Source organism: Kineococcus lubricus (assembly GCF_050871965.1).
GTDB lineage: Bacteria > Actinomycetota > Actinomycetes > Actinomycetales > Kineococcaceae > Kineococcus.
The window spans coordinates 14,206-40,653 of record NZ_JBJLSK010000017.1 but is presented as its reverse complement, the minus strand read 5'-3'; the positions used below and the strand labels follow the sequence as shown (position 1 = coordinate 40,653).

Below are 26,448 nucleotides of genomic sequence, written 5' to 3'. Positions count from 1 at the left end.
CGGTGCCAGCAGCCAGGAGCATCCGCATGAGCAGTCTGCCCACCACCCCCGACCGCAACCTCGCGCTCGAACTGGTCCGCGCGACCGAGGCCGCGGCGATCCGCGCCACCCCGTACATCGGCCGCGGTGACAAGAACGCCGCCGACGGCGCCGCCGTCGACGCCATGCGCGAGTTCCTCGGCACCGTGGACTTCGCGGGCGTCATCGTCATCGGCGAGGGGGAGAAGGACGAGGCCCCCATGCTGTTCAACGGGGAGCAGGTCGGCACCGGCAACGGCCCGGCGTGCGACATCGCGGTCGACCCCATCGACGGGACGTCGCTGACGGCGCTGGGCCGCCGGAACGCGATCTCGATGATCGCCGCCGCCGACCGCGGGTCGATGCTCGACGCCCACACCGTCTTCTACATGGAGAAGATCGTCACCGGGCCCGAGGGGGTCGGGGTGGTGGACCTGCGCCAGCCCATCGGGGAGAACGTGCGGGCGCTGGCGAAGGCCAAGGGCAAGGACGTCTCCGAGATCCAGGTCGGTGTCCTGGACCGTCCCCGACACGAGCAGCTGATCGCCGACATCCGCGCCGCCGGTGCCGGTACCCGGCTGCTGCTCGACGGTGACGTCATGGGCGGGATCGGCGCGGCGTCGTACGAGGCGCGGCTGGACATGTGCGTGGGCACCGGCGGCAGCCCCGAGGGGGTCGCGACGGCGTGCGCGATCAAGGCGCTGGGCGGGTTGATCCAGGCCCGGCTCGCGCCGGGGAGCGACGAGGAGAGGCAGCGCGGCCTGGACGCCGGGCTGAAGTTCGACCACGTCTACACCGCCGACGAGCTGGTCAAGGGCGACAACACGTTCTTCGTCGCCACCGGCGTCACCGACGGGGACCTCGTCCAGGGGGTGCGGCGCAAGGGCCCGATCATCCGCACCGAGTCGATCGCGCTGCGCGCCCGCTCCGGGACGATCCGGCACATCCGCGCCGACCACCTCACCGAGAAGTGGCTCTGACCGCCGGACCCCGCCGGACCCGCGCGGTCCAGGCCCGTTCCCCGGCCCCCTGCACCGGGACCGCCCCGAAGGAGGCGGCCCGGGCGACGAGGCGGTCGGGGCGGGCCAGGGCCAGGTGCGCCGCGCCCGCCGCGACGGCCAGACCGGTCACGAGGACCCCGGCCCACACCTGGTACCAGGGGGCTCCCGGCGGGGCGAGCACGGTCCGCGGCCAGGCGGTGTTGACGAACTCGAAGGCCAGCCAGAGGACGGCGAGGACGTTGAGGACCAGGCCCGTCCGCACGCGCCGGGCGCTGCCCGCGGGGCGCCAGCGGCCGGTGAGGCGGCCGGCCAGCGCGGCCAGGGCGATGAGCAGGAAGACGAGGTAGGCGCAGGCGGTGCCGAAGACCGTGAGGCTGCCGATGGCGGTGGCGTCCAGGGCCAGGAGCAGGCCGGTGGCGCCGGCGACCGTGACGACCGTGAGGGCGCCGACGGGGGCGCGGCGGGCGTTGAGGCGGGCGTTGAGGCGGCGCAGGTGGGCCGAGCCGGGCAGGACGCGGTCGCGGGCCATGGACCAGGCGGTGCGGGCGGTGGCGCCCTGCGCCGCCAGGCCGCAGGCCAGGAAGGCGGTGAGGACGAGCGCGGCGAACGGTTTGCCCGACCAGGTGCCGAAGCCGTGCACGACGGCGGTGGTGACGGGGTCGAGGTCGGCGCCGGCGACGACGGCGGCGGGGTCGGGGTGGGCCAGGGTGACGGCCACGGCGTCGAGCAGCACGATCGCGCCGACGGACAGCAGCGCCCCCCACACCGCGTGCGGTACGTGCCGGGCGGCGTCGCGGGTCTCCTCGCTGGTGGCGGTGCAGGCGTCCACCCCCAGGAAGGCCCACCCGGCGACGGCGAGGACGGCGAGGGTCGCCGAGGTCGTGGAGCCGTCGAAGAGCGCGCCGCTGCCGAGGGCGTCGAGCAGGACCGAGGGGTGCTGGAGGCGGGCGGCGAGCAGCAGGACGACGCCGACGCCGAGGGAGGCGACGACCTCGGCGGCGATGCCGGCGCTGACCAGGCGGCGCAGGGTGTCGATGCCGCGGGCGTTGGCCGCGGAGCAGACGACGAGGAAGGCGACGGCGGTGAGCACGAGGGCGACGGGGGTGGGGGTGCGCCCGGCCAGCGCCCAGGCCCAGGGCGCGGCGAGGTAGGCGATCGTGGTGTTGGCCGCGAGGTAGGCGCAGACGGAGAGCCAGCCGGTGAGCCAGGCCAGGGCCGGTCCGGGCACGACCCGCCGCGTCCACTGGTAGGCGCCACCGGCGACGGGGAAGCGGCCGGCGAGCTCGGCGTAGACGGAGACCAGGCAGGCCTGCCCGGCCAGGGCGACGGGCAGCGCCCACACCCAGGTGCCGCCGGCCACGGTCAGCCCGACGAGGGCGACGCCGTAGAGGCCGACGACGGGGGAGGTGGTGGCGAGGCCCATCGCGAGGTTGCCGCGCACCCCCAGCCCGCGGCGCAGTCGCGGGTCGTAGCCCAGGGACCGGAGCCGGGCGGTGTCCTCGTGCGTCCCGGTGAGGGGGTCGGCGGGGCTGGGGTCGTGGGTCGGGGAGGGGGTGGGCATCGGGGTTTCCGGGGGTGGTGGGCGTACCCTAACGTCGTTAGTCGCTGTGGAACCTAACAGCGTTAGGACGCGAGGGGAAGACCCCCGGACGGAGTCGGCATGCCCAGGTCCTCGACCGCACCCCTGAACCGCACGACCATCGCCCGGGCCGCGCTGGAACTCATCGACGAGAACGGCCTGGAGGGCTGGACGATGCGCGCGCTCGCCGAGCGCCTCGGGGTGCGCGCGCCCTCGCTCTACAGCCACGTCTCCTCCCAGGAGGAGATCCTCGACACCGTCCACGAGCTCATCGACGACGAGATCGACCTGGAGGCCTTGCGGGACCCGGACCTGCGGCGCGGGCTGGCCGCCTTCGCGCACTCCTACCGGGCCGCCTACGCCCGCCACCCCGGCGCCACGGTCCTCATCGTGCGCCGGCCCATCGGCACCGATTCCGCGCTGCGGGTCTACGACGCCCTGCTGGCCGCCCTGCTGGGCCACGGCCTCGCCCCGGACGAGGCGATGCGCAGCGCCGTCGTCCTGGACTACCTGGTGCTGGGTTCGGCGGTGGAGACGTTCATCGGGGGTTTCGCCGGGGCCGACGACTACGAGGGCCGCTACCCCGCGCTCGTCGCGGCCCTGCGCGCCTGCGACCGCCGCACCATCGACCAGGAGGGTTTCGAGGCCGGGCTCGCGCACCTGGTGGAGGCGGTGGCCGCGCGCGCGGCGCGCTGACCGGTCCGGGCGGGCCGCCGGAGTCGGCGGAGTCGGCGGGAAAACTCTTGACCCCTCGATCCTAACGACGTTAGGTTCTCGGTCACGGCCATCGCCGAGCGCGTCCGCCCGGACGACGAACCACACCGCAGTGCACCGGACAGGGGGTCCGGTACGCCGCTGCGCGGGCGCGCGACCACTCTTCGCAGGGGAAACCGCATGCACCGCAGCACGTCCACGACCAGTTCCCGTTCCCGGGCGCCGCGCCGCCCGCTCGTCCCCGCCCTCACCCTCGGCGTCCTCGCGACCTGCCTCACCGGCGTCGCCGGCGCCCCCGCCGCGCACGCCGGCGGCGGGCTGGGCGTCTCCAGCGACTTCAACGGCGACGGCTACGAGGACCTCGCGATCGGCTCGCCCTACCAGGCCGTCCGGAACAAGCCCAACGCCGGCACCGTGACCGTCTCCTACGGCGGTTTCGGCGGCGTCTCCGCCGGCGGCACCCAGCTCTGGCACGCCGACAGCCCCGGCCTGGACGGCGACGCGACGGCCATGGAGTTCTTCGGGACCGCCGTGGCCGCGGCCGACTTCGACGGCGACGGGTACGCCGACCTCGCCGTCGGCGTCCCCGGCAACGACGTCGGCGCCACCGGCGCCGGCAGCGTCGTCGTCCTCAAGGGCGGCCCCGGCGGCCTCACCTCCACCGGCAGCCGCGAGTACCGCCAGGGCGCCGGGGTCCCCGGCACCGCGGACTCGGGGGAGGGGTTCGGCTGGGCGCTGGCCGCCGGCGACTTCGACCGCGACGGTCGCGCCGACCTGGCCGTCGGCGCCATCGGCGACACCACCGGCGGGATCCGCGGCGGCACCGTGAGCGTGCTGCGCGGCGTGGACGAGTGGAACGGGGCACCACCGTCCTGGAACCGGACTCCGTCTGGTCCGACGGCCAGGTCGGGAAGGGTTTCCCGGCCGACGGTTCGCAGTTCGGGCGTTCGGTCGCGACCGGTGACGTCACCGGGGACGGTTTCGACGACCTCGTCGTGGGTTCCCCCGGAACCGGCGGATCACCCTCCTGCACGGCGGCGAGGACGGGATCACCGCGCAGAACGGCCGCACCGTCACCCCCGCTGACCTGCCCGGCACCGGCGACCGGCCCAGTTTCGGGATGACCGTCGCCGTCGGCCGCTTCATCGGCAGCCACCACGCCGACGTCGCCGTCGGGGCGCCGCAAGCCTCCGTGGTCGCCGCACCCGGCGCGGGGGTCGTCACCGTGCTCCCCGGTGACCCCTGGGGCGTCGACACCACGAAGCCGCAGATCCTCGTGGAGGGCGCGCTGCCGGACGGGTACATGCAGGCGCGCGACGGTTTCGGTTCCGCGCTCGTGGCCGGTTCCTTCGGGCACGGCGGCCACGAGGACCTCGTCATCGGCTCGGAGGGGCAGGACGTCGACCTCGGGCAGAACGCCGGTGCGGCGTACGTGTTCTACGGCGGCGCGGAGAGCTTCTACGAGGCCGACCGGACGGTCCTGTCCTCCACCACCGACGGCTACCGCAACTCCGGGAACAGCGGCAACATGTTCGGCTACTCCCTGGGGCGCGCGGACCTGAACGGCGACGGGCGCGACGACGTCGTCGTCGGGGCTCCCGGGGACGACGTCGGCGGCGTCCAGTCCGCCGGGTCCGCCGAGATCTACCCCGGGCAGGACGGGCCGGTGAGCCGCTGGGCCGGCCACACCACCTAGCACCAGGGCCTCTTCCCGAACCTGGGGGCCGGCACCTCGGTGCGCTACGGCCAGGGTCTGACCCGCTGACCCGCGCCCCCGGTCAGCGGCGGGTGCTGGCCGTGAGGGTGAACTTCGGGGTGCGGGCGACCTGCCGCGTCGGGCCGACGACGCGCTCGAGCTCGCGCCGGTAGGTCAGGTGGGAGTTCCACACCGCCACCAGGGTCCCGCCGGGCCGCAGCACCCGGGCCGCGGCGTGGAACAGCTTCGAGGCGATCGCGGTGTGCACCGCCCCGCCGACGTGGAACGGCGGGTTCAGCAGCACCAGGTCGACGCTCCCGCCGGGCAGCCGCGACCCGGCGTCGTCGCGGGTCACCTCGACCCGGTCGGCCAGGCCGTTCGCGGCCGCGGTGAGCCGGGCGCTGGCCACGGCGTCGGCGGACTGGTCGGTGGCGACGACCCGGGCCCGCGGGAACCGGCGGGCCGCGGCGACCGCCAGCAACCCCGTGCCGCAGCCGAGGTCGACGACGGTCCCGGGCGCCCCGACCGCTCCGGCCACCTCGTCGAGGTGGTCGAGCAGGACGCGGGTGCCGATGTCGGTGCCGGTCCCGGCGAACGCCCCGCCGACGGCGCACACCCACGACCCGGTCTCCTCGTGCCGGGCCCGGCGGGGTGCGCCCTCGGGGACCCCGGGGCGGGGCCGCGTCGCCGTCAGCACCCGCGCCTTCTGCCGGCCCAACCCCGCCCGCACGTCCTCGAAGGACCGCGCCAGGACGTCGTTCATGGCCCGCGTCATGTGCTTCACGCGGCCCCCGGCGAACACGACGACGTCGGGGTGGGCGTGCCGGGCGACCAGCCGCGCGGTCGCGTCCAGGGCGTCGAGGCTCCGGGGCAGCTTCAGCAGCACGACCGTCGCCCCGGCCACCAGCTCCGGGCCGGGCTCGGCGTGGTTCTCCACGCGGGCCGGGTCGGTCCCGACCGCGGCGGCGTTCGCGGCGAGGGCCAGTTCCCCGGACAGCAGGTCCTGGTGGACGCGCACCCGCGGCAGGCCGTGCCGGTCCAGCGCCCCGAGCGTCAGCGCGCCGTAGTCGTCCCCGATCACCGTCACGTCGGCGCCAGGGGCGGCGAGCGCGGCGGCGGCCTCGTCGAGCAGCAGGCGGTCCGCGGCGTCGACCGCGACCAGTTCCGGCGCCTCGATGTCGGGGCGGCGGCGCAGGGCGTCGAAGTCGAAGACGGGGGAGGTCACCGGTTCACGGTACCCACCGCCGTCCGCGCGGCGGTCAGCCCAGCCACCCCGCCGGGAGGGCCCGCGACCGCCGCGCCAGTTCCGCGGCCCGCGCCGGGGCCAGGGGGGCGAACAGGTCGGTGGTGCCGTCGCGGTTCCACGTCCCGGCGACCCGCCCGCCCACCACGACGGTCCCGCGGAACACCCCGTTCCCGCCCGGCGTCACCCGTTCGGCGTGTCCGGGGGCCAGGACGTGGGAGCGGTCGCGGTACCCGAGGAGGAACTCGTCGAAACCCGGCAGGACGTGGACGCCGCGGGCGGCCCGGCGGTGGGCGTCGACCAGGCCGGGGAGCTCCGGGGGCACCAGGTGCTCCACGCCGTCCACGGTGACGGCCTCGAACTCGTCGCGGACCGCGGCGAACCCCTGCCGCGCCCGGCCCAGCGGCAGTCCCGTCCAGTGCGCGAAGTCGGCGGGGGTGGCCGGGCCGTGGCCGCGCAGGTAGCGGCGGGCCCACTCGGCCGTCGGGTCCGCGGGGCCCTCGTGGGCCTCGGGGGAGGTGATCCACTCCCGGGCGCGGACGAACAGCAGCTCGCGCCCGCGCGGCGGGCCCTGGCAGAGCGTCCCGTCCAGGGACAGGTCCAGCAGGAGGTGGTACCCGCGGCCGGCCCCGGTGGCCTGCCCGGCGGCCTCGAACGCGGCCAGCAGCTCGGCCCGCGTCGCGCCGCCCGGTGGCAGGGACCGCAGCGCCGTGTCCCGTGCGACGTCGAGGTCGGCGGCGGAGATCCCGAGTTCGGCCCGCCGCCGCCGCGTCGCCGCGGCCGTCCGCTGCGCGCACAGGCCCAGCACCCACGGCAGGTCCGCCGCGGCGATCAGGTGCAGCGTCCCGCGCATCGGCCAGGACCGCACCACGGTCCCGGCCGCCAGCGCCGCGGCGAGGCCGTCGACGGTGCCCGCGGCGGTCCGGACCGCCACGGCCGTCGCGGCCGCCCGCAGGTCCTGCGCCTGGACGGCGGCGAGGTGCCGCACCACCTCCGCGGCGGCGGGGGTGTCGGGGGCGTCGGGCAGGACGGGCACGACCCGTTGCGCGACGAGCCGCCACGACCCCACGTCACCGGACCGCAGTTCCACCCCGCACCCCTCTCACCGCAGCAGGTTCAGCCCCGAGACCACCGACAACCCCAGGACCCACTTCTCGAACGTCTTGATGTCGATCCGCTTCGCGAGCCACCACCCGACGAGCGCCCCGACGACCACACCGGGGACCAGCAGCAGGTCCAGCCACAGGGACTCCACGCTGATCAGCCCCAGCCCGATGCTGAACGGCACCTTGAAGCAGTTCACGATGAAGAAGAACCACGCCCCCGTGCCCAGGAAGGACATCACGCCCAGGCCCATCGCGAACAGGTAGATCGACATGGGCGGGCCGCCGGCGTTGGCGACCATCGTCGTGAACCCGGCGAGGAAACCGAAACCCACCGACGTCCACCGGCGCCGGGCCACCGACACCGCCGGTGCCTCGCCCCGCCCGCGCAGTTTCCGCTGCCGCCACACGTGCATGGCGACGAGCAGGATCAGCAGCACGCCGATCGAGCGCCGCATCACCGTGTCGTCGACGACCCGCACGAACCCCGCCCCGGCCACGACCCCGACCGCCACGTACGGGAACAACCGCAGCAGCAGGCCCCAGTCGGCGTGCCGCCGGTAGACCGACAGGGCGAACACGTCGCCGAGGATGAGCAGCGGCAGGATGATGCCCGTGGACTCCTTGGCCGGCAGGACGGCGGCGAAGATCGCGACGGCGATCGTCCCGGCCCCGCCGATGGAGGTCTTGGCGAACCCGATGACGAGGGCCGCCAGGTACAGGGGGATCAGGTCGGTCGGCGTCAGGTCCAGCACCGTGGGAGCGTACTCGTCGTGACCGACCCGACGGTTCCAGGCGTCCTGCACCTGGACCTCGACGCCTTCTTCGCCGCCGTGGAGCAGCGCGACAAACCGTCCCTGCGGGGCAGGCCCGTCGTCGTCGGGGGTACCGGCGGGCGCGGGGTCGTGTCCACCGCCAGTTACGAGGCCCGCGCGTTCGGGATCGGCTCGGCCATGCCGACGGCCCGCGCCCGCCGGCTGTGCCCGAACGCGGCGTACCTGGCGGGCCGGTTCGAGGCGTACCGGACGGTGTCCCGGCAGGTCATGGACCTCGCCCACGAGCTGTCCCCGCTGGTGGAGCCGCTGTCCCTGGACGAGGCGTTCGTCGACCTCGCCGCCGTGCACGACGGTCTGGACGTGCCGCGGGTCACCGGGATCGCCGAGGGGTTCCGCGCCGCGGTCCGCGCGCGCACCGGCCTCACGGTGTCGGTGGGGGTCGCGGCCAGCAAGCTCGTCGCGAAGATCGCCTCGGACCTGCGCAAACCCGACGCGCTGGTCGTCGTCCCGCCCGCCGGGCAGGAGGCGCTGCTGGCGCCGATGAGCGTCCGCGCGATCCCCGGGGTGGGGTCGGTGACGGGGGACCGGCTGGCCCGGGCCGGGCTGAGGACGATCGGCGCGCTGGCCGCGGCCGACGAGGCCGAACTCGTCCGGATGCTCGGCAAGGCCCACGGGAGCGCGCTGATCGCCTTCGCCCGGGGGATCGACCCGCGGCCGGTGGTGGCCGAGCGGGAGGCGAAGTCGGTGTCGGCGGAGGAGACGTTCGCCGTCGACCTCACCGACCGCCGCGACCTGCGGGAGCGGCTGCGGCGGATGGCCGAGCGCGTCGCGGTCCGGCTGGCCGGGTCGGGCCTGTCGGGCCGCACGGTGACGATCAAGGTGCGCCGGTACGACTTCTCCACGCTGAACCGCTCGCGCACCCTGCCGCACGCGACGAGCTCGGCGAAGGAGATCGCGCAGCAGGCCGGGGAACTGCTCGACGGCGTCGACGTCGCCGACGGGGTGCGCCTGCTCGGGGTCGGCGTCTCGGGGTTGAGCGAGTTCAGCCAGATCGACCTGCTCGCCGAGCTCGAACCGCCCGCCCCCCAGGAGGGGCCCGAGGACGCCGAGGACGCCGAGGGGGGCGCGGACGACGGGGGCGCCTCGCCGCAGCCGTACGGGCCGCACGCCTCGACGGGCTGGCGGCCCGGCCAGGACGTCACCCACGCCGAGTTCGGTCCCGGGTGGATCCAGGGGTCGGGGGTGGGGCGCGTCACCGTCCGGTTCGAGGGCCCGCACACCCCCGTGGGCCGGGTCCGCACGTTCCGCGACGACGACCCCGACCTCAGCCCCGCCGACCCGCCCGTGTTCGACCCGGAGGCCCCGTGAGACTGCCCGTCCCCGACGGCCTGCCCGCCGCCCCGCTGCGCCGCTGGCTGGCCGCGCACGCCGTGCCCGGCGCCGAGACGCACGTGGACGGCGTGCACCGCAGGGTGTTCCCGGGCGGCGTGGAGGTCACCGTCGACCTGGGGACCGCCGACCGGTGCACCGAGGTCGTCGTGGAGGTCGAGCCCGGGGGCGAGGTCGACCCGGCCGCCGTGCGCCGCTGGCTCGACCTCGACGGCCACCACCGCGCCGCCGAGCGGCACCTGGCCGCCGACCCCCTGCTGGCGCCGCTGGTCGCCGCGCACCCCGGCCTGCGGGTTCCGCGCGCCGTCAGCGGAGCGGAGACGGCACTGCTGACGGTCCTGGGCCAGCAGGTCTCCCTGGGCGCGGCCCGCACCTTCGCCGGCCGGCTCGTCGCCGCCCACGGCAGGCCGCTGCGGTCGCTGACGGCGTTCCCCGAACCCGCCGCGCTGGCCGCCGCCGGCCCCGACGCGCTGCGCGCGGTGACCGGCGTGACCGGGGCGCGGGCCCGCACCCTGCACGCCCTCGCGAGCCTGCTCGCCGACGGCCTCGACCTCGACACCGCCGACCCCGCGACCGCCCGCGCGCAGCTCCTCGCCCTGCCCGGCATCGGCCCGTGGACCGTCGACTACGTGGCGCTGCGGGTCTTCGGCGACTCCGACGCGTTCCTGCCCTCCGACCTCGTCCTGCGCCGCGCGCTGGGCCGGGTCACCGCGCGGGAGGCCGCGGCCCGCGCCGAGGCGTGGCGGCCCTGGCGCGGGTACGCGCTGCTGCACCTGTGGACCGCGGAGGTCTTCACCTGACACCCCTCCGCGATCAAGGACACCCGTGCGGCGATCAAGGACTCCCGCGGACGGTCAGGGTCCGCTGCCCTTGATCGCAGACTGGGTGTCCTTGATCGCGGACTGGGTGTCCTTGATCGCGGACTGGGTGTCCTTGATCGCCGGGTGGCTGTCCTCGGTCGCGGAGGTGGGGCGCGGGAGGTCGGGGAGGGTTCGCTACGGTCGGTGCGTGAACGGAACCGTGGTGGTCACCGGGGGTAGTCGCGGCATCGGGGCCGCCGTCGTCCGCGCGCTCGCCGCCCGCGGCGTGCGGACCTGCTTCAGCTACTCCACCCACCGCGAGGCCGCCGACGTCGTCGCCGCCACCGCCGCCGACCTGGGCACCGAGTCCCTCGCCGTGCAGGCCGACGTGTCCGTCGAGTCCGACGTCAAGCGCCTCTTCCACGCCGCCCAGGGCCTGGGGCCCGTCACCGGCCTGGTCAACAACGCCGGCATCACCGCCCCGCAGTCGAAGGTCGTCGACCTCGACGTCGACCGGATCCGCCGCCTGCTCGACGTCAACGTCGTCGGCGCGTTCCTGTGCGCGCGCGAGGCCGTCAAGCACCTGACCGCCGCCGGCGGCGGGACCATCGTCAACGTCTCCTCCCGCGCCGCCGTCCTCGGCAGCGCCGGGGAGTACGTCGACTACGCCGCGTCCAAGGCCGCCGTCGACACCCTCACCGTCGGCCTCGCCCACGAGGTCGCCGCCGACGGGATCCGCGTCGCGGGCGTGCGGCCGGGCCTGATCCGCACCGACATCCACGCCAGCTCCGGGGAACCGGGGCGCGTCGAGCGCCTCCAGAAGCACGTCCCGCTCGGGCGCGGCGGGGAGGCCGACGAGGTCGCCGAAGCCGTCGTCTGGCTGCTGTCCGACGCCGCGTCCTACGTCACCGGCACCACCCTCGACGTCTCCGGGGGGCGCTGAGTGGGGAGCAAGCGACTCGCCGGGTACGTCGTCCTGCTCGTCCTCGTCGCCGCCGGGGTCGTGCTGCTCAGCCAGGGCCGCGACGCGGTCGCGTGGGGCGCGTTCGGCGCCGCGGCCGGCGGCGCGATCGTCCTGGCGCAGAGCCGGCGCCCGAAGGAGTAGGGCTCCCGGAGCCAGGAGGGTCAGCCGAGGATGCTGCGCGTCACGGAGACCTGCTCGGTGAGGACGCCCCCGATCACGGACTGGGTCTCGTTGATCTGCCCCACGGCCTCGTGGATCTGGGCCAGGGACGCGGTGACGGACTCGACCCGCGACTGGATGGCGCCGACCCGCGCGCTGACGTCCGCGGTGGCCCGCTCGGTCTCCCCGGACAGCTCCTTGACCTCCTCGGCGACGATGGCGAAGCCGCGCCCGGCCTCCCCGGCGCGCGCGGCCTCGATGGTGGCGTTCAGCGCGAGCAGCTTCGTCTGCGCGGCGATGCCCTGGATGGTGCGCACCACCTCGTCGATCCCCGCGCTGGCCTGCTCCAGGGCCTGGACCTCCGCGTTGGCCCCCAGCGTCAGCTGCTCACCCCGGCCGGCGACCTCGCCGGCGCGCAGGACGTTGCGCTCGACCTCGCCGATCGAATCGAGCAGGTCGGACCCGGCTTCGGTCAGCCGCCGCCCGGCGGCGAAGCGCTCCATGGCCTGCCCGATGAGGAACGCGGTGTTGCGCAGCGCGCTCTCCCGGCTGGGGGAGATGACCAGGGTGCGGGTGGCGAAGAAGTCCATCGTGCCCACGACCCGGCCCCCCACGACGACGGGCAGGCAGACGCCGGACTTCACCCCGGCGCGCTGGGCCACGGGGGCCCGCACGCAGTCGGTCACCTCCCCGAGGTCCTCGACGAACACGAGGTCCTGACGGGCCCACGCCCGCCCCGACAGACCGACCCCCTCGGCGAAGGACGCCGCCAGCGTGACCCGGCGGAACTCCTGGCCGGCGTCCCCGGACTCCAGCCCGAAGCGCAGGACGTGGGAGGCGGCCGGGCCGGTCTCGTCCAGCCGCCAGAACGAGCCGTACTGCCAGTCGAACTCCCGGCGGATCGTGTCCAGCGCGACCCGCAGCGCCTGCTCCTCGCTGGTCGCCTCGGTCAGCGACCGGATGAGGGTGGAGACGGCCTCGACGTCCTGGGCCGCCTTCTCCTGGCGGACCGCCTCGCGCAGCCGGGCCAGGGTCGCCGAGACCAGCGTCCCGACGGTGCGCAGCACCGACAGCCGCGCCGGGGAGGGGGAGAGCTCCTCGGTGGCGAAGAAGTCCATCGTCCCGATGACCGCACCGGCGTCCAGGATCGGGAAGCAGATGCCCGAGCGCACCCCGGCGCGCTGGGCGACGGGGGCCCGCACGCAGTCGGTCACCTGCGCCAGGTCGGCCACGAAGACGAGGTCGCGCTCGCGCCAGGCCCGGCCGGACAGGCCCACGCCCTCGGTGAAGGTGGCCTCCAGGGTGACCCTGCGGAAGTCCTGGCCGACCTCGCCGCTGTCCTGGGCGAAGCGCAGGACGTCCCGGCCGCGGGCCGCTCCAGCGGGGGCGCGGTCGAGGCGCCAGTACGAGCCGTAGGCCCAGCCGAAGCGGGCCCGCACCGTCTCCAGGGCGATGCGGACGGCGTCCTCGGGCGTGCGGGCCCGTTCCAGGGCGCGCACCACCTCGGTGACCGCCTCGACGTCGGCGACCCCCTCGGCGATCCGGCGGTCTGCGGCGGCGGCGCGGGTCCTCGCGCTGGAACGAGCGAACATGGCGTCTCCGCTTCCCGGTGGGCGCTGGTCGTGGCCGGACGAGCCCGCAGCGCGCTGATGTCCTTCAGTGCTGAACCATCGGCGGGCGCGGGGGCCCGCTTGACCACCACCGCGCACGTGCACCCGTGCGGGTCAAGGGATCCGGCGTCCGGGCCGATGCAGCACCCGTGACGACCCCTCCCGCACCGGCAGCTCCCGCGCCCCCGACCGTCCCGATCGACGGCGCGGCGCTGCCCGGGGTGCGCGAGGAGGGCGACGTGGTCGCCGTGGCCCCCGGGACCGGGGCCGAGATCGGCCGGCTGACCGTGCAGGCGGGTCTGCGGGTCCTCGCGATCCTGGACACCGCCGCCGGGCGCGTCGGCCTGCTGGCCAGCGACCTGCGGGCGATGTACCTGCTGCAGGTCGCGGGCCCGCAGAGCGCCGGGGCGCTGGCCAGGAGCATGGTCGTCCCGCAGTCCGTCGTGACCCTCGTCGCTGACCGCTTGCAGGGCAAGGGGTTGCTGACCCGCGAACGGGACGCGTCCGACGGCCGCAAGGTCATCCTGGCGATCAGCCCGGACGGCCGCCGGGTGCTGGACGAGGCGTCCGTGCACGTCCGCGCCGACCTCAAGTCGTTCTTCGCCCCGCTCTCGCCCGCGCGGGCCGAGGACCTCGCCGTGCTGCTCGCCGAGGTCGTCCAGCCCGGCTGAGCCCACGCCCGGGCCCGGCGCTCACGGCACCAGCAGCTCCCGGCGCTCCCGCACCAGGTCGCGGAACGCCGCCGTCACCCGCGGCAGCGGTTCGTCGCGCCACACCAGTCCCAGCACCCGCGTCGACCCCGGCCCCGCCAGCGGCCGCTCGACGACTCCCGGGAAGACCCCCGGGAAGACCCCCGCGAACGCCTCCGAGGTGCCGCGTTGCGCCGACGGCAGCACCGCCACCCCCAGCCCGGCGGCCACCAGCCCCCGCAGCGTGTGCGCGTCCTGCCCCTCGAACGCGACCCGGGGCACGATCCCGGCCCGGTCGAACAGCGCGTCGGCGGCCTCGCGCAGCCCGTACCCCCGTTCGAAGAGCACGAACTCCTCGCCGGCCACCTCCGCGAGCCGCACCGGTCCCGGCACCGCGAGCCGGTGGTCCCCGGGGAAGGCCACCACCAGCGGCTGCTCGGCCAGCGCGGCGGTGCGCAACCCCGGCCGGTCCGGCACCGGGGACGTCAGCACCAGGTCGACCTCGCCGCGGGTCAGCTGGTCCAGCAGCGCACCCGCCGCGCCCTGGTGCAGCTGGAACCGCACCCGCGGCCGGTCCTGCCGGAACGCGCGCACCAGCGCCGGCACCGCCGCCGCACCCAGGGTGTGCAGGAACCCCAGCGCGACCCGCCCCGTGTCCACGGCGTCGTCCTCCCGCACCTCCCGCACCCCGCGCTCGACCTCCGCCAGCGCCCGCGCCGCCGTCGCCGTCAGCGCCCGCCCCGCCGGGGTCAGGCGCACCCCGCGGCCGTCGGGGACGAACAGCGGGACCCCCGCGGCCCGCTGGGCCCGCGCCAGGGCGCGGCTGACGGTGGGCTGGCCGAGCCCCAGCGCCTCCGCCACCCGCGTGACGTGCTCGTGCTCCCCGAACGCGGCGAGCACCTGCAGGGGGCCCGCGAGGACCCGCACCGGATCGTCCACCTCGCAAGTGTGCATGAGTCAGACCCGATCGAGGCATTGGACGCATCGGTCGACGGTTCCTACCGTCGAGGAGTGCGTTCCCCCACGGACACCCGGCCCGGCGCCCCCTGGCTCGGGCACGAGCGCGGCACTCCCGGCTACCGCCGCACCACGGTCGCCCTGTTCGCCGCCGGCGTCGCCACCTTCGCCCAGCTGTACTCCGTCCAGGCCGTCCTGCCCGCCCTCGCCGACGGCCTGCACCTCACCGCCTCCCGCGCCGCCCTGTCCGTCTCCGTGGCCACCGGGGCGCTCGCCGTGTCCGTCGTCGGCTGGAGCGCCCTGGCCGACCGCGTCGGCCGCGTCCCCGTCATGGTCGTCTCCGCCGTGCTGGCCACCGCCCTCGGCCTGGCCGTGCCGCTGGCCCCCGGCCTGGGCGCGCTGCTGGTCCTGCGGGCCGTCCAGGGGGCCGCCCTCGGCGGACTGCCCGCCGTCGCGATGGCCCACCTCGCCGAGGAGGTCCACGCCCGCGAGGTCGCCCTCGCCGCCGGCGCCTACGTCGCCGGGAACTCCCTGGGCGGCCTCACCGGCCGGATCGTCTCCGCCGGCGTCGCCGACCTGCTCGGCTGGCGCTGGGGGGTGGCCGCCGTCGCCGTCACCGGCCTGGCCGCCACCGCCGTGTTCTGCGCCGTCGTCCCCCGCGCGCGCGGGTTCGTCCCCACCACCTCCCGCGGCGTCGCCGGGCGCGTCCGGCGGGCCCTGACCGACCCGTCGCTGCTCGTCCTGCACGCCCAGGCGCTGCTGCTCATGGGGTCCTTCGTCACCGTCTACAACTACCTCGGGTTCCGGCTCCTGCGGCCGCCGTTCTCGTTGTCGCAGACCGTGGTCGGGCTGCTGTTCGTCGTCTACCTCGCCGGCACCCTCAGCTCCTCCGTCGCCGGGCGCCTCGCCACCCGTGGCCGGCTGCCGGTGCTGCTCGGGTCCACCGGCGTGTTCGTCCTCGGCTGCCTGCTCACCCTCGCCGCCGACCTCGCCGTCGTCGTCACCGGCCTCGTCCTGCTGACCGCGGGGTTCTTCGCCGCGCACGCCGTCGCCAGCGGCTGGGTCGGCGCCCGCGCCCACCCCGCGGTCCGCGCCCAGGCCTCCGCCCTCTACACGTTCGCGTACTACGCCGGGTCCAGCGTCGTGGGCTGGCTCACCGGGTTCGCCTTCGGCGCCGGCGGGTGGGGCGTCGTCGTCGCCGTCGTCGCGGCGCTCGCGGTGTGCGCGGCGGTCCTGGCCGCCCTGGGCCTGCGGGGCCGGGAGCGGGCGGGCAGCATGGGGTGGTGATCGGTGAACTCGTGCTCGAAGGGGTCGACGGGATCGACGCTCTGGCGGACCTGGTCGGCGGGGGCGGCGTCGTGGTCCTGGAGGGGGCCGGGATGTCCACCGGTTCGGGCATCCCCGACTACCGCGGGCCCAACGGGTCGCTGCGGCGGCACACGCCGATGACGTACCAGGAGTTCACCGGCTCTGCCGAGGGGCGGCGGCGGTACTGGGGGCGCAGCCACGTCGGCTGGGAGCACTTCCGCCGCGCCGAACCGAACGCCGCGCACCGCGCGGTGGCCGCCCTCGAGCGCGCCGGGTTCGTCACCGGGACGATCACGCAGAACGTCGACGGCCTGGACCTGGCGGCCGGGACCGGCGAGGTCGTCGAACTGCACGGCAACCTCGACCGGGTCGTGTGCCTGAGCTGCGGGGAGGTGACGTCCCGCGCGGAACTGGCCGTCCGGCTGCGCGAGGCGAACCCGTCGTTCGAGGCCCGCATCAGCGAGCTGCACGCCCTGAACCCCGACGGCGACGCCGACCTCACCGACGCCCAGCTGGAGGGTTTCCGGACCGTCCCGTGCCGCCGCTGCGGTCAGGACGCGCTCAAGGCGGACGTGGTGTTCTTCGGCGAGACGGTGCCGAAGGACCGCGTGCAGCGGTCCTTCGAGCTGCTGGACGCCGGGCGGTCGCTGCTGGTGCTCGGTTCGTCCCTGGCGGTCATGTCGGGGTACCGGTTCGTGCTGCACGCCGCCCGCAACGACCAGCCCGTCGCGATCGTGACCTCCGGGCCCACCCGCGGGGACGCGAAGGCCGCGGTGCGCGTCGACGCCGACCTGCAGGTCGTGCTGCCGGAACTGCTGCGGCGGCTGGGGGTCTGACGTGGAGGGGTGGGTGCGGGAGTTCGAGGGCCTGCCCTGGCCGGAGGCCGTCGAGCGGGCGCGGGCGCAGGGGCGGGCGGTGCGGGTGATCAGGCCCGGGACCGCGGTGACGCTGGACTACCGCCCCGACCGGCTGAACGTCCACCTCGACGCCGACGACCGGCTCGACCACCTCAGCGCCGGCTGAGGATCTCCTCGACGACGCGCCCGCTGCCCGGGGATTCGTCGAACGTGATGAGCGCCTTCCACAACGCCCACCCGGCGCCCCGCGCCCACGTCGCGTCGTCGACGCCCAGGGCCTCGCGGAACACCCGCCGCGCCTGCCCGCGGAACACCGTCCACGCGATCGCGAGGTCGCACGACGGGTCGCCGACCCCGCACGTCCCGAAGTCGATGACGGCGCCGAGCTCCCCGTCGCGCAGCAGCAGGTTCCCCGGGGCGACGTCGCCGTGGAACCAGCGGTCCACCCCGTCCCACGGCGCGTCGAGCGCCTCCTGCCACAGCGCCGCGGCCCGGGCGGTGTCGAGGCGGCCGGTGAGGTCGTGCAGGGCGCGGCGGGTCTGCTCGTCGTAGAACCCCAGCGGCCCGCCGCGGAACCAGTTGTGCTGACCGGGCTGCGGGCCGCCGGTGGGGTCGACGCGGCCCAGCGCGTCGAGGAACCCCGCGACGTGGGCCGCGAACCGCACCGGGTCGGCGGGTTCGGCGGCCAGCGCGGTCCGCCCGTCGAGCCAGCGGTACACCGACCACCCGAACGGGTACCCCGCGCCGGGGCGCCCGTGCCCGAGGGGGACGGGGACGGGCAGCGGCAGCTGCGGGGCCAGGAGCGGCAGCCAGCGCTGCTCCTTCTCCACGGCCCCCGCGTACCCCGCCGCGCTGGGCAGCCGCACGAGCATGCCGGGGCCGAGGCGGAACGTCTGGTTGTCCCACCCGGGCCGGTCGACGCGGGTGACCGGCAGGTGGGCCCACTGCGGGAACTGCCCGGCGACGAGGCGGCGCACCTGGTCGGCGGTGACGGTGAGGCGGTCGGGGTTCCCGGTCGTGCCCACCGGGTGAGTCAACACCGGTGGGTGCGGGGGGTCGAGGGAGTTCCCGCGCCCCCGGCGGGTACGGTCGTGCGCGTGATCCCGCAGAGCTTCTCGATCCACCGCGAACCCTGGGAGGCGGCCGACGGCGCGCGGCTGCGGGCGGCCCAGCGCGCCGAGCTGGACGCCCGCTACGGCAGCGACGACCACGAACCGGGGACCGCGCCCACCGCGGACGACGTGCCGGTGTTCCTCGTGGCGCGCGACGACGCGGGCCGGGCCGTGGCCTGCGGCGGGCTGCGCCCCCTGGAGCCGGGCCGGGCGGAGGTCAAGCGCATGTACGTCGAGCCGGACCGCCGCGGCAGCGGCGTCGCGACCCTTGTCCTGCGCGCGATCGAGGACGAGGCGCGGGCCCTGGGCGTGCGGCGGCTGCTGCTGGAGACCGGCACCCTGCAGCCGGAGGCGCTGCGCTTCTACCTGCGCGAGGGGTACGAGCGCATCGAGAACTTCGGCCCGTACGCGGGGGAGGAGCTGTCGATCTGCTGCGCCCGCGACCTGTGAGCCCGCGCGGGCGGTGAGACACTGGGGGTGCCATGCAGTGCTCCTACTACGACGCCCACGCGTGCCGGTCGTGCACCCTCATCGAGGTCCCCTACCCGGACCAGTTGCGCGACAAGGAGGAACGCTGCGCCGAGCTGCTCGCGGCCCATGCCGGGCTGGAGTGGCTGCCGACCGTCGCCAGCCCCCAGGCCGGGTACCGGAACAAGGCCAAGATGGTCGTCGGGGGCACCGCCGAGCGCCCCACGTTCGGGATCCTCGACGGTGACGGCCGCGGGGTGGACCTGCGGGACTGCCCGGTCGTGGCCCCCGGCATCCGCGCCGTGCTGCCCCTGCTGGCCCGGTTCGCGGTGCGGGCCGGGCTCGCCCCCTACGACGTGCCGCGCCGGCGCGGGGAGCTCAAGCACGTCCTGGTCACCGAGTCCCCGACCGGTGACCTCATGGTCCGGTTCGTGCTGCGCACCGAGCGGCCGCTCGCGCGGCTGCGCGAGCACCTGCCGCAGCTGCTGGAGCAGGCGCCGCGGATCCGCGTCGTCACGGCGAACCTGCTGCCCGAGCACAAGGCCGTCGTCGAGGGTGACGTCGACGTCCCGCTCACCGAGCGCACGACCCTGACCATGCCGCTCGGCCCGGTCGCGCTGGACCTGCGCCCGCAGAGCTTCTTCCAGACGAACTCGCACGTCGCCGCGCAGCTGTACGCGCAGGTCGCGCGCTGGGTCGAGGCGATCGGACCGGCGAGCGTGTGGGACCTGTACTGCGGGGTCGGGGGTTTCGCGCTGCACTGCGCGGCCCCGGGCCGCCGCGTCCTGGGGATCGAGGTCAGCGCCGAGGCGGTCCAGAGCGCCCGGCACGCGGCGCGGGACCTGCCGGACGTCGAGTTCGCGGCCGGGGACGCGACCCGGTTCGCGCTCGCGTCCTCGCCGGAGCAGCAGCCGGAGCTGGTCGTGGTGAACCCGCCGCGGCGGGGCATCGGGCCGGAGCTGGCCGGCTGGCTGGAGGCCTCGACGGTGCGGCACGTCGTCTACTCCAGCTGCAACCCGGTGACCCTGGCGCGGGACCTGGCGGCGATGCCGTCGCTGCGGCCGGTGCGCGGGCAGGTCCTGGACATGTTCCCGCACACCCCGCACGTGGAGGTCGCGACGCTGCTGGAACGGGTCAGGCCGCGGGCGACTCGTCCAGCCAGCTCTGCAGGACGCGGCTGAGCGGCTGCAGTTCCCGGTCGAGCTCGGGCAGCAGGTCCCGGCCGGGGTCGTCCACCAGCAGCCAGCGGCGCAGCATCGCGACGTAGGCGCCGTGGACACCACCGGCGACGGCCTGCGGGGCGACGTCACCGGTCGCGAACCCGTGCCGGCGGGCGACGAACGAGGCGACGTGCTCGGTCCAGGCGGCCCACTGCTCCGATTCGCCCGAGCGCAGTTCCGTGGACTCGTCCAGGACCCTGAATCGTTGCATCCACAACCCGTCGGGGTCGATGACCCGTTCCAGCGCGCCGATGATGCAGCTGCGCACCAGGTCCAGCGTCGCGTCCTCGGAGGGCAGCGCCGTCTCCAGGAGTTCGGCGAAACCCGCCGTGAACTCGTCGAAGCGCCACCAGATGATGGAGCCCTTGGACGGGAAGTAGCGGAAGAAGCTCGTCTTGCTGACGCGGGCCGCCGCCGTGATCTCGGCGAGGGTCGTCTCCTCGAAACCCTTGCTCAGGAACAACTCGATCGCGACGGTCTCGATCTCCTCGCGGGAGGAGGCGGGTGGCCTCCCGCGGCGTGGGGCGGTCTTCTCCACCGGCTGCTCAGTCACGTCAGACAGCGTGCCACAAGCGTGGCCCCCCGGAGGGGGTCAACGACACGTCCGGACGCAGGCGCAGCCTCCCTTGAACGACACCTGTCGTACACGTCGAGCCAGGAGGGAGCCGTGACGTTCCCGGTCCTGCAGGACCAGGCCGCCGGCGGCGACGCCCACTTCGTCCAGGTCGACATCTCCCGCTCCGAGCAGGTGCAGGCCCTCGTCGCCGCCACCGTCGAGCGCTACGGGCGCCTCGACGTGGCCGTCGACGACGCCGCCATCGAGCCGGACAACGCCCTCGTCTCGGAGTTCGACGAGGACTACTGGGACCGGCTCGTGTCCATCGACCTCAAGGGCACCGCCCTGTGCCTGAAGTACGAGCTGCGGCAGGTGCTGGCCCAGGGCCACGGCGGGTCCATCGTCAACATCTCCTCCGTCAGCGGCTACCGCCCCCAGGGGTACGACGCGGCCCACGTCTCGGCCGAGCACGCCGTCCGCGGGCTCACCGAGGTCGCCGCCCTGGAGAACGGCCCGCACGGCATCCGCGTCAACTCCGTCGCCCCCGGCGCCATCGACACCCCCGTGATCCGCGCGGCGCTGGCCGAGACCGGCCAGACCGAGGCCGAGTTCGCGCCCGAGCTGTCCGTGCTCAACCGCTTCGGGCAGCCCCGCGAGGTCGCCCAGGCCAGCCTGTGGCTGTGCTCGGACGCCTCCAGCCGCGTCACCGGCGCGACGTACCCGGTGGACGCGGGGTACACCGACCGCTGAGCGCCCCGCACGGGGCCGGCCGGGCGAGCGGGGGGTCGGCCCCGGTCGATGCAATAGCCTCACGGGGTGACTGACGCGGACCGGACGACGTACGTCGTCGTCGACGGCGAGAACATCGACGCGACGCTGGGCGCCTCGATCCTGGACGGCCGGCCCGGGCCCGAGCAGCGGCCCCGCTGGGAGCGCCTGCTCAACTTCGCGCGCACCACGTTCCAGCAGCCCGCCAAGGGCCTGTTCTTCCTCAACGCCTCCAACGGGCACCTGCCGATGTCCTTCGTCCAGGCGTTGCTGGCCCTGGGCTACCAACCCATCCCGCTGGCCGGCGGCCCGGGGGAGAAGGTCGTCGACATCGGCATCCAGCGCACGCTGGACGCCCTCGTCGACCGCGACGGCGACGTCCTGCTCGGGTCGCACGACGTCGACTTCCTCCCGCAGATCGACCGCCTGCTCACCGGCGACCGGCTCGTCGGCATGGTCGGGTTCCGGGAGTTCATGAACTCCCAGTACGCGGGGTTGGCCGAGCGGGGCTTGAAGGTCTTCGACCTCGAGGACGACGTCCGCGCGTTCAACGTCGTGCTGCCCCGCGTCCGGATCATCCCGCTGGCCGACTTCGACCCGACGCGCTACCTCTGACCGTCTCGATCGTGTCCGCCTCCCCGGCGGTCTTGTCCTCGCGGTACCGGACGACCCGGGCGAACCGCAGGGCCACACCGCCGGGGTAGCGGGTCGAGCGCTGCACGCCGTCGAACGCGATCTCGACGACCTGCTCGGGCCGCACCGTCACGACGTGGCCGTCGACACCGGTCTGCAGTTCCCGGAAGCGCCTCGTCTGCCACTCCAGCACCTCGTCCGTCATGCCCTTGAACGTCTTGCCGAGCATCACGAAACCGCCCGTCCCGGGGTCGCGGGCGCCGAGGTGGATGTTCGACAACCACCGCGCGCGCCGCCCCGACCCCGGTTCCACCGCCAGGACCACGAGGTCGAGGGTGTGGACGGGTTTCACCTTCACCCACGCCCCGCCGCGCCGGCCCGCGGCGTACCCGGCCGCCAGGTCCTTCACGACCACGCCCTCGTGGCCGTCGCGGACGGCGTCCCGCGAGAACGCCGTCGCCGCGTCCGCGTCGTCGGTGACCAGGCGCGGCACGCGGTACCGCTCGGGCACCAGGGCGTCGAGGACGGCGAGGCGCTTGCGCAGCGGCGTGTCCAGCAGATCCGTCCCGCCGGAGTGCAGGACGTCGAAGAAGAACGGCGTCACGGCGGTCCCGGTGGCCTGCGCGGTGCGGGACGCGGTGTCCTGGAACGCCTTCGGGCGGCCCGTCTCGTCCAGGGCCAGCACCTCGCCGTCGAGGACGACGTCGCCGCCGGGCAGCGCCCGCACGACGTCGACGACCTCGGGCAGCCGCGAGGTGATGTCCTCGAGCGTGCGGGTCGCGACGCGGACCTGCCCGTCGCGGCGGTGCACCTGGACGCGGATCCCGTCGAGCTTGGTGTCGACGGCGACAGGGCCGGTGAACCCCGCCACCGCCTCGGCCACGGTGGGGGCGCTGGAGGCCAGCATGGGCAGCAGCGGGCGGCCCACCACGAGCCCGAAACCGGCCAGCTCCGCGGCCCCGCCGCGCAGTGCCGCGACCGCGGCCGCCACCGTGGACCCGGCGAGCATCGCGGCGCGGCGCACGTCTGCAGCCGGGACCCCCGCGACCTGCGCGGCGGCGTCCTGCACGAGGGTGTCCAGCGCGCCCTGCCGCAGTTCACCGGTGACGACCCCGCGCAGCCACCGCTGCTCGTCGGCGGTGGCCGCGCCGAACAGCTCCGCGACGGCCGCGTCCCGGCGGCCCCGGGACCCCGGCCCCTCCAGCGCCGCGACCTCCTCGAACCGCGCGTGGACGCCCAGGACGGTCAGGGACGGCGCGCCGGCCGGCTCGGGCAGCGACGTCAGGGACCGCCAGCCCAGGCCCGTGCGGCGCTGGCGCAGGCTGCCGCCCAGGTAGGCGGTGACGGTCGTGGCGAGCTCGGCGTCGGCCCGGTCCAGGCGGCCCAGCAGGTCCGCGATCGCGGCGACCTTGGCGGTGCGCGCGCGGGTGGCGGCCACGGCGGCCGAGGTGGCGACGACGTCGGCGAGCAGCACGGGACCCATCCTGCCCACTTCCGCCCCACCCGCCACCGTGGCAGGGTGACCGCGTGCGGTGGTGCCGGTGCGAGAGGGCTCACCCGACGCCGGTGCACCGGTGGGGGATGGGCGGCTCCGGGGTCACCCCGGGGACAGCAGGAGGAGTTCGGCACGACGTCGCAGGATCCGCCGTGCGCTGCGCGCACCAGGGATCCCGCACCGCAGGACGGGTCGCCCGGCCCCACCGCACGCGTGCGTGAACCCGACGCCGTCGCCGCCGCGCTGAGCGCGGCGTTCCTCGACGGGCCGTGGACGACGCCCGCGCTCACCGACCGCGGTCGCCGGGCGGTGGGGCGACCCCGGGCGCGGTGGGTCGGTCAGCTCGCGGCGCGGGTCCTGGAACGGTTCCCGCGACCGCCGTCCGACGCGCCGCGGGCGCTGGACGCGTTCGTGCGCGGCTGCGCCCCGTACGCGGCGGCCCGCGCGGCCGCGGCCCGCGCGGGGGAGCCGCTGCGGGTGGCGCACCTGGCGACGGCGACCACGCGGATGGGCCGCAACCGTTCCCGCGCCCCCGAGCTCGACACCGTCGCCGACCTCGCCGGTTTCCTCGGGCTGGAGGTCGGGCAGCTGGAGTGGTTCGCCGACGTGCGCCGGTTCCAGGTCCGCGCGGGAGGTTCGGCGTTGCACCACTACCGGGCCCGGTGGGTCGCCAAGCGGGGCGCGCCCCGGCTGCTGGAGGTGCCCCGGCCGCGGCTGAAGGCGGTGCAGCGCGAGGTGCTGCACGAGGTCCTGGACCGTCTGGAGGTCCACGACGCGGCGCACGGTTTCGTGGCGGGCCGCTCGGCGCTGACGGGGGCGTGGGACCACGTCCTGGCCCGGACGGTCGTCCGGTTCGACCTGGAGGGTTTCTTCGCCTCCGTCCCGGCGTCCGCGGTCTACCGGTGCTTCCGCTCCACGGGGTACCCCGAACCGGTGGCGCACCTGCTGACGGGACTGGTGACGCACGTGACGCCGCTGCGGGACCTGCGGGCGGTGCCGGACGGGGGATCACCGGAGGAACGGTTCCGGCTGCGGCGCAACCTGTCCCGGGCCCACCTGCCGCAGGGGGCGCCGACGTCACCGGCGCTGGCGAACCTGTGCGCGCGGGGGCTGGACCGGCGGCTGGCCGGGCTGGCGCGGGCGGTGGGGGCGACGTACACCCGGTACGCCGACGACCTGACGTTCTCCTCGACGACCGGTCTGCACCCGGCCCGGCTGCGGCGCGCGGTCGAGGCCGTCGTGGTGGACGAGGGTTTCACGCTGAACCGGGGCAAGACGCGGGTCCGCGGGGCCGGCTCCCGCCAGCTGGTCACCGGTCTCGTCGTCAACGAGCGCCCGAACGTGCCGCGTGAGGAGTTCGACCGGCTGAAGGCCGTGCTGCACAACTGCGTGCAGCACGGCCCGGGCACCCAGGACCGGGACGGTCACCCGGACTTCCGGGCGCACCTGCTGGCCCGGGTGTCACGGGTGGAGCACGTCAACCCCGCGAAGGGGCGGCGGCTGCGGCGGAGCTTCGAGCAGATCCGGTGGTGAGCTTGCCGCGGCGCAGCACCCACCGCTCGAACACGACGGTCCCGAACGGCGGGAAACCGGAGGCCAGACCGGCCAGGACGTTCCAGATGCTCCAGCGCAGCGTGATCCCCGCCCACAGCGTCGACAGCAGGTAGACGACGAACGCGATGCCGTGGACCATCCCGACGACGGGGACACCTCCCTCGTGCGGCGCGTCGACGACGTACTTGAGGAACATCGCGATGAGCAGCGCGGTCCACGTGATCGCCTCGAAGATCGCGATGACGCGGAACCAGCGGGCGGCGAGCGGCCCGGACGTCATGGGGGGTCCTCCTCCTGGTGGGTCGTCCCCCAAGTCTGACGCTCGGCGGGGGAGGGTGAGGCCGCGGACGGTGTGTGATCCCTCACCCCGCACGTCGTCCCCGCCTCCCCACCGCGGCGATCAAGGACTCAGGAATCCTTGATCGCCGCGGTGGGAGGCGGAGGGTCGCCGGGGCGCTGCGGGTGCACCCGGTCAGGTTCAGTCGTGCGTGGACGTCTCGTGCCCGGCGTGGCCGACGGGTTCGAGCTGGAACGTCGCGTGCTCCACGGCGACGGGGAAGTGCTCGGCGACGCACGCCTGCAACCGGTCCAGGATCTCCGGGGCGTGCCCGTCGTGGAAGCAGGAGTCGTCGAGGACGACGTGCGCCGACAGGACCGGCAGGCCGGAGGTGATCTGGCTGGCGTGCAGGTCGTGGACGGCGTGGACGTGGGGGAGTTCGAGCAGGTGCCGCCGCACGTCCTCCAGGTCCAGGCCGGGCGGGGTGGACTCCAGCAGCACGGAGGTGGTCTCCCGCAGCAGCTTCAGGGTGCGGGGCACGATGAGGGCGCCGATGACGAGGGAGACGACGGCGTCCGCGCGGGTCCACCCCGTCGCGGCGATCACGGCGGCGGCGACGAGGACCGCGATCGAGCCCAGGCCGTCGTTGACGACCTCCAGGACGGCGGCGCGCACGTTGACGTTGGCCTGCCCGCCGCCGCGCAGCAGCAGCCACAGCGCGACGGCGTTGCCGGCCAGGCCGACGACGCCGAAGACCAGCATGGCCGTGGAGTGCACCTCCGGCGGTTCGAGGAGCCGGCGGACGCCCTCGACGAGGACGAACACCCCGACGGCCAGCAGGGCCGCGGCCTGGAACGTGGCGGCGAGCACCTCGGCCCGGCGGTACCCCCAGGTCCGCTGCGCGGAGGCGGGCCGGGCGGCGAGGGCCGCGGCGATGAGGGCGACGGTCAGGCCCGCGACGTCGGTGAGCATGTGCCCGGCGTCGGCCAGCAGCGCCAGGGACCCGGACACGAACGCCCCGACGGCCTCGGCGACGAGGACGGTGGCGGTGACGGCGAGCGCCCCGGCCAGCCGCCGCCGGTCCTGACCGCCGTGCCCGTGCCCGTGCCCGTGGCCGTGGCCGTGGCCGTGGCCCGCGCTCACGAGGCCGCGCCCGCGGCCGCGCAGAGGTCCTCGCTGACGGCCACCACCACGCCGAGCAGGTCGTCGAGGGCGTGGCCCAGGCGCTGGTCGGCGATCTCGTAGCGGACGCGGCGGCCCTCGGGGACGGAGACGACGAGCCCGCACCCGCGCAGGCAGGACAGGTGGTTCGACAGCGACTGGCGCGAGACGCCGAGGGCGTCGGCCAGCTCGGCGGGGTAGCCGGGGGCTTCGCGCAGCGCCAGCAGCAACCGCGACCGGGTGGGGTCGGACAGGGCGTGGCCGAAGCGCGCGAGGACCTGCGCGGGGGTCGCGATCACCCCCCGACGGTACATCGGGAAGTGGATCGACGCGGTGGGTAC

General features: G+C 75.5%; 29 protein-coding genes and 1 pseudogene. 18 read left to right on the top strand and 12 right to left on the bottom strand.

Features of this window, described 5'->3' with window-relative positions; translation table 11 throughout:
- Positions 1 to 26: 26 nt before the first annotated feature.
- Complete coding sequence (gene glpX / locus ACRYRX_RS14310; RefSeq protein ID WP_432512777.1) at positions 27 to 998, top strand: class II fructose-bisphosphatase; 972 nt, start codon at positions 27 to 29, stop codon at positions 996 to 998.
- Here the strand turns inward: glpX and ACRYRX_RS14305 are convergent.
- Entirely contained in the window at positions 979 to 2,580 is a 1,602-nt protein-coding gene (locus ACRYRX_RS14305; RefSeq protein WP_432512776.1) for an APC family permease, read from the bottom strand. The two genes, glpX and ACRYRX_RS14305, sit on opposite strands and share 20 nt — an antisense overlap.
- A 99-nt stretch (positions 2,581 to 2,679) precedes the next feature.
- Between ACRYRX_RS14305 and ACRYRX_RS14300 the strand changes: the two genes are divergently transcribed.
- From ACRYRX_RS14300 to ACRYRX_RS14285, 4 genes and pseudogenes are all read left to right on the top strand, one after another.
- Positions 2,680 to 3,294: a TetR/AcrR family transcriptional regulator gene (locus ACRYRX_RS14300; RefSeq protein ID WP_432512775.1), complete on the top strand. Its 615-nt coding sequence runs from the start codon at positions 2,680 to 2,682 to the stop codon at positions 3,292 to 3,294.
- Between the two features lie 198 nt (positions 3,295 to 3,492).
- A pseudogene (locus ACRYRX_RS14295) lies at positions 3,493 to 4,134 on the top strand (hypothetical protein); the annotation flags it as partial.
- 29 nt (positions 4,135 to 4,163) lie between these two features.
- Complete coding sequence (locus ACRYRX_RS14290; protein WP_432512901.1) at positions 4,164 to 4,436, top strand: FG-GAP repeat protein; 273 nt, start codon at positions 4,164 to 4,166, stop codon at positions 4,434 to 4,436.
- Entirely contained in the window at positions 4,433 to 5,008 is a 576-nt protein-coding gene (locus ACRYRX_RS14285; protein WP_432512774.1) for an integrin alpha, read from the top strand. The genes ACRYRX_RS14290 and ACRYRX_RS14285 overlap by 4 nt, the downstream gene beginning before the upstream one ends.
- Positions 5,009 to 5,090: 82 nt before the next feature.
- On the opposite strand, the gene ACRYRX_RS14280 is transcribed toward ACRYRX_RS14285, so the two are convergent.
- From ACRYRX_RS14280 to ACRYRX_RS14270, 3 genes are read right to left on the bottom strand one after another with little or no spacing between them, the layout of a single operon-like run.
- Positions 5,091 to 6,233 (bottom strand): class I SAM-dependent methyltransferase, encoded by a 1,143-nt coding sequence (locus tag ACRYRX_RS14280; RefSeq protein WP_432512772.1) that lies wholly within the window; start codon positions 6,231 to 6,233, stop codon positions 5,091 to 5,093.
- Positions 6,234 to 6,267: 34 nt separating this feature from the next.
- Positions 6,268 to 7,341 carry a winged helix DNA-binding domain-containing protein gene (locus ACRYRX_RS14275; protein WP_432512771.1) on the bottom strand — a complete coding sequence of 358 codons (1,074 nt, stop codon included), beginning with the start codon at positions 7,339 to 7,341 and terminating at the stop codon, positions 6,268 to 6,270.
- 12 nt (positions 7,342 to 7,353) lie between these two features.
- A complete protein-coding gene (locus tag ACRYRX_RS14270) occupies positions 7,354 to 8,109 on the bottom strand; it encodes a sulfite exporter TauE/SafE family protein (protein ID WP_432512769.1) in 756 nt (251 codons plus the stop codon).
- Positions 8,110 to 8,127: 18 nt separating this feature from the next.
- Here ACRYRX_RS14270 and ACRYRX_RS14265 point away from each other — a divergent pair, with 18 nt between their 5' ends.
- From ACRYRX_RS14265 to ACRYRX_RS14250, 4 genes are all read left to right on the top strand, one after another.
- Positions 8,128 to 9,498 (top strand): DNA polymerase IV, encoded by a 1,371-nt coding sequence (locus tag ACRYRX_RS14265; RefSeq protein WP_432512767.1) that lies wholly within the window; start codon positions 8,128 to 8,130, stop codon positions 9,496 to 9,498.
- A complete protein-coding gene (locus tag ACRYRX_RS14260) occupies positions 9,495 to 10,319 on the top strand; it encodes a DNA-3-methyladenine glycosylase family protein (protein WP_432512766.1) in 825 nt (274 codons plus the stop codon). Before ACRYRX_RS14265 ends, ACRYRX_RS14260 begins: the two co-directional genes overlap by 4 nt.
- Positions 10,320 to 10,527: 208 nt before the next feature.
- Positions 10,528 to 11,262, top strand: coding sequence for an SDR family oxidoreductase (locus ACRYRX_RS14255; RefSeq protein WP_432512765.1), 735 nt, complete (start codon positions 10,528 to 10,530; stop codon positions 11,260 to 11,262).
- Entirely contained in the window at positions 11,263 to 11,424 is a 162-nt protein-coding gene (locus ACRYRX_RS14250; RefSeq protein ID WP_432512764.1) for a hypothetical protein, read from the top strand.
- 20 nt (positions 11,425 to 11,444) lie between these two features.
- On the opposite strand, the gene ACRYRX_RS14245 is transcribed toward ACRYRX_RS14250, so the two are convergent.
- A complete protein-coding gene (locus ACRYRX_RS14245) occupies positions 11,445 to 13,034 on the bottom strand; it encodes a GAF domain-containing protein (protein ID WP_432512762.1) in 1,590 nt (529 codons plus the stop codon).
- 167 nt (positions 13,035 to 13,201) lie between these two features.
- Between ACRYRX_RS14245 and ACRYRX_RS14240 the strand changes: the two genes are divergently transcribed.
- The gene (locus ACRYRX_RS14240; protein ID WP_432512760.1) at positions 13,202 to 13,723 is read left to right on the top strand and encodes a MarR family winged helix-turn-helix transcriptional regulator; all 522 of its coding nucleotides are present in this window, start codon (positions 13,202 to 13,204) and stop codon (positions 13,721 to 13,723) included.
- A gap of 21 nt (positions 13,724 to 13,744) precedes the next feature.
- On the opposite strand, the gene ACRYRX_RS14235 is transcribed toward ACRYRX_RS14240, so the two are convergent.
- Positions 13,745 to 14,680: a LysR family transcriptional regulator gene (locus ACRYRX_RS14235; RefSeq protein ID WP_432512758.1), complete on the bottom strand. Its 936-nt coding sequence runs from the start codon at positions 14,678 to 14,680 to the stop codon at positions 13,745 to 13,747.
- Between the two features lie 72 nt (positions 14,681 to 14,752).
- On the opposite strand from ACRYRX_RS14235, the gene ACRYRX_RS14230 reads away from it, so the two are divergent.
- The 3 genes from ACRYRX_RS14230 to ACRYRX_RS14220 are packed head-to-tail and all read left to right on the top strand — an operon-like array spanning position 14,753 to position 17,029.
- On the top strand, positions 14,753 to 15,985 hold the full coding sequence (locus tag ACRYRX_RS14230) for an MFS transporter (RefSeq protein ID WP_432512756.1): 1,233 nt from the start codon (positions 14,753 to 14,755) through the stop codon (positions 15,983 to 15,985).
- On the top strand, positions 15,982 to 16,842 hold the full coding sequence (locus ACRYRX_RS14225) for a Sir2 family NAD-dependent protein deacetylase (RefSeq protein ID WP_432512755.1): 861 nt from the start codon (positions 15,982 to 15,984) through the stop codon (positions 16,840 to 16,842). The genes ACRYRX_RS14230 and ACRYRX_RS14225 overlap by 4 nt, the downstream gene beginning before the upstream one ends.
- A gap of 13 nt (positions 16,843 to 16,855) precedes the next feature.
- Complete coding sequence (locus ACRYRX_RS14220; RefSeq protein WP_432512753.1) at positions 16,856 to 17,029, top strand: I78 family peptidase inhibitor; 174 nt, start codon at positions 16,856 to 16,858, stop codon at positions 17,027 to 17,029.
- Here the strand turns inward: ACRYRX_RS14220 and ACRYRX_RS14215 are convergent.
- On the bottom strand, positions 17,016 to 17,888 hold the full coding sequence (locus ACRYRX_RS14215; RefSeq protein WP_432512751.1) for an aminoglycoside phosphotransferase family protein: 873 nt from the start codon (positions 17,886 to 17,888) through the stop codon (positions 17,016 to 17,018). The genes ACRYRX_RS14220 and ACRYRX_RS14215 overlap by 14 nt on opposite strands.
- 75 nt (positions 17,889 to 17,963) lie before the next feature.
- Between ACRYRX_RS14215 and ACRYRX_RS14210 the strand changes: the two genes are divergently transcribed.
- Positions 17,964 to 18,425, top strand: coding sequence for a GNAT family N-acetyltransferase (locus ACRYRX_RS14210; RefSeq protein ID WP_432512900.1), 462 nt, complete (start codon positions 17,964 to 17,966; stop codon positions 18,423 to 18,425).
- A gap of 32 nt (positions 18,426 to 18,457) precedes the next feature.
- Entirely contained in the window at positions 18,458 to 19,624 is a 1,167-nt protein-coding gene (gene rlmC, locus ACRYRX_RS14205) for a 23S rRNA (uracil(747)-C(5))-methyltransferase RlmC (RefSeq protein ID WP_432512750.1), read from the top strand.
- Here the strand turns inward: rlmC and ACRYRX_RS14200 are convergent.
- Positions 19,578 to 20,216 (bottom strand): acyl-CoA-like ligand-binding transcription factor, encoded by a 639-nt coding sequence (locus ACRYRX_RS14200; protein WP_432512749.1) that lies wholly within the window; start codon positions 20,214 to 20,216, stop codon positions 19,578 to 19,580. The genes rlmC and ACRYRX_RS14200 overlap by 47 nt on opposite strands.
- 114 nt (positions 20,217 to 20,330) lie before the next feature.
- Between ACRYRX_RS14200 and ACRYRX_RS14195 the strand changes: the two genes are divergently transcribed.
- Together ACRYRX_RS14195 and ACRYRX_RS14190 are read left to right on the top strand one after the other, a co-directional pair.
- The gene (locus ACRYRX_RS14195) at positions 20,331 to 20,969 is read left to right on the top strand and encodes an SDR family NAD(P)-dependent oxidoreductase (RefSeq protein WP_432512747.1); all 639 of its coding nucleotides are present in this window, start codon (positions 20,331 to 20,333) and stop codon (positions 20,967 to 20,969) included.
- A gap of 66 nt (positions 20,970 to 21,035) precedes the next feature.
- Complete coding sequence (locus ACRYRX_RS14190) at positions 21,036 to 21,602, top strand: NYN domain-containing protein (protein ID WP_432512745.1); 567 nt, start codon at positions 21,036 to 21,038, stop codon at positions 21,600 to 21,602.
- On the opposite strand, the gene ACRYRX_RS14185 is transcribed toward ACRYRX_RS14190, so the two are convergent.
- Complete coding sequence (locus ACRYRX_RS14185; RefSeq protein WP_432512898.1) at positions 21,562 to 23,094, bottom strand: ATP-dependent DNA ligase; 1,533 nt, start codon at positions 23,092 to 23,094, stop codon at positions 21,562 to 21,564. The two genes, ACRYRX_RS14190 and ACRYRX_RS14185, sit on opposite strands and share 41 nt — an antisense overlap.
- A 234-nt stretch (positions 23,095 to 23,328) precedes the next feature.
- Between ACRYRX_RS14185 and ACRYRX_RS14180 the strand changes: the two genes are divergently transcribed.
- Entirely contained in the window at positions 23,329 to 24,648 is a 1,320-nt protein-coding gene (locus ACRYRX_RS14180) for a reverse transcriptase family protein (protein WP_432512744.1), read from the top strand.
- Here the strand turns inward: ACRYRX_RS14180 and ACRYRX_RS14175 are convergent.
- The 3 genes from ACRYRX_RS14175 to ACRYRX_RS14165 all read right to left on the bottom strand — a co-directional run bounded on the left by ACRYRX_RS14175 (position 24,593) and on the right by ACRYRX_RS14165 (position 26,421).
- Positions 24,593 to 24,949: a DUF3817 domain-containing protein gene (locus ACRYRX_RS14175; RefSeq protein WP_432512742.1), complete on the bottom strand. Its 357-nt coding sequence runs from the start codon at positions 24,947 to 24,949 to the stop codon at positions 24,593 to 24,595. The two genes, ACRYRX_RS14180 and ACRYRX_RS14175, sit on opposite strands and share 56 nt — an antisense overlap.
- A gap of 198 nt (positions 24,950 to 25,147) precedes the next feature.
- Positions 25,148 to 26,089: a cation diffusion facilitator family transporter gene (locus tag ACRYRX_RS14170; RefSeq protein ID WP_432512740.1), complete on the bottom strand. Its 942-nt coding sequence runs from the start codon at positions 26,087 to 26,089 to the stop codon at positions 25,148 to 25,150.
- Positions 26,086 to 26,421, bottom strand: coding sequence for an ArsR/SmtB family transcription factor (locus tag ACRYRX_RS14165; protein WP_432512896.1), 336 nt, complete (start codon positions 26,419 to 26,421; stop codon positions 26,086 to 26,088). The genes ACRYRX_RS14170 and ACRYRX_RS14165 overlap by 4 nt, the downstream gene beginning before the upstream one ends.
- Positions 26,422 to 26,448: the final 27 nt, after the last annotated feature.

Bases quoted from the DNA above. Each gene is read 5' to 3' on its own strand.
- glpX (WP_432512777.1), top strand. From the start codon at position 27: ATGAGCAGTCTGCCCACCACCCCCGACCGCAACCTCGCGCTCGAACTG.
- ACRYRX_RS14305 (WP_432512776.1), bottom strand. From the start codon at position 2,580: ATGCCCACCCCCTCCCCGACCCACGACCCCAGCCCCGCCGACCCCCTC.
- rlmC (WP_432512750.1), top strand. From the start codon at position 18,458: ATGCAGTGCTCCTACTACGACGCCCACGCGTGCCGGTCGTGCACCCTC.
- ACRYRX_RS14165 (WP_432512896.1), bottom strand. From the start codon at position 26,421: ATGTACCGTCGGGGGGTGATCGCGACCCCCGCGCAGGTCCTCGCGCGC.
- ACRYRX_RS14245 (WP_432512762.1), bottom strand. From the start codon at position 13,034: ATGTTCGCTCGTTCCAGCGCGAGGACCCGCGCCGCCGCCGCAGACCGC.
- ACRYRX_RS14300 (WP_432512775.1), top strand. From the start codon at position 2,680: ATGCCCAGGTCCTCGACCGCACCCCTGAACCGCACGACCATCGCCCGG.
- ACRYRX_RS14175 (WP_432512742.1), bottom strand. From the start codon at position 24,949: ATGACGTCCGGGCCGCTCGCCGCCCGCTGGTTCCGCGTCATCGCGATC.
- ACRYRX_RS14285 (WP_432512774.1), top strand. From the start codon at position 4,433: ATGACCGTCGCCGTCGGCCGCTTCATCGGCAGCCACCACGCCGACGTC.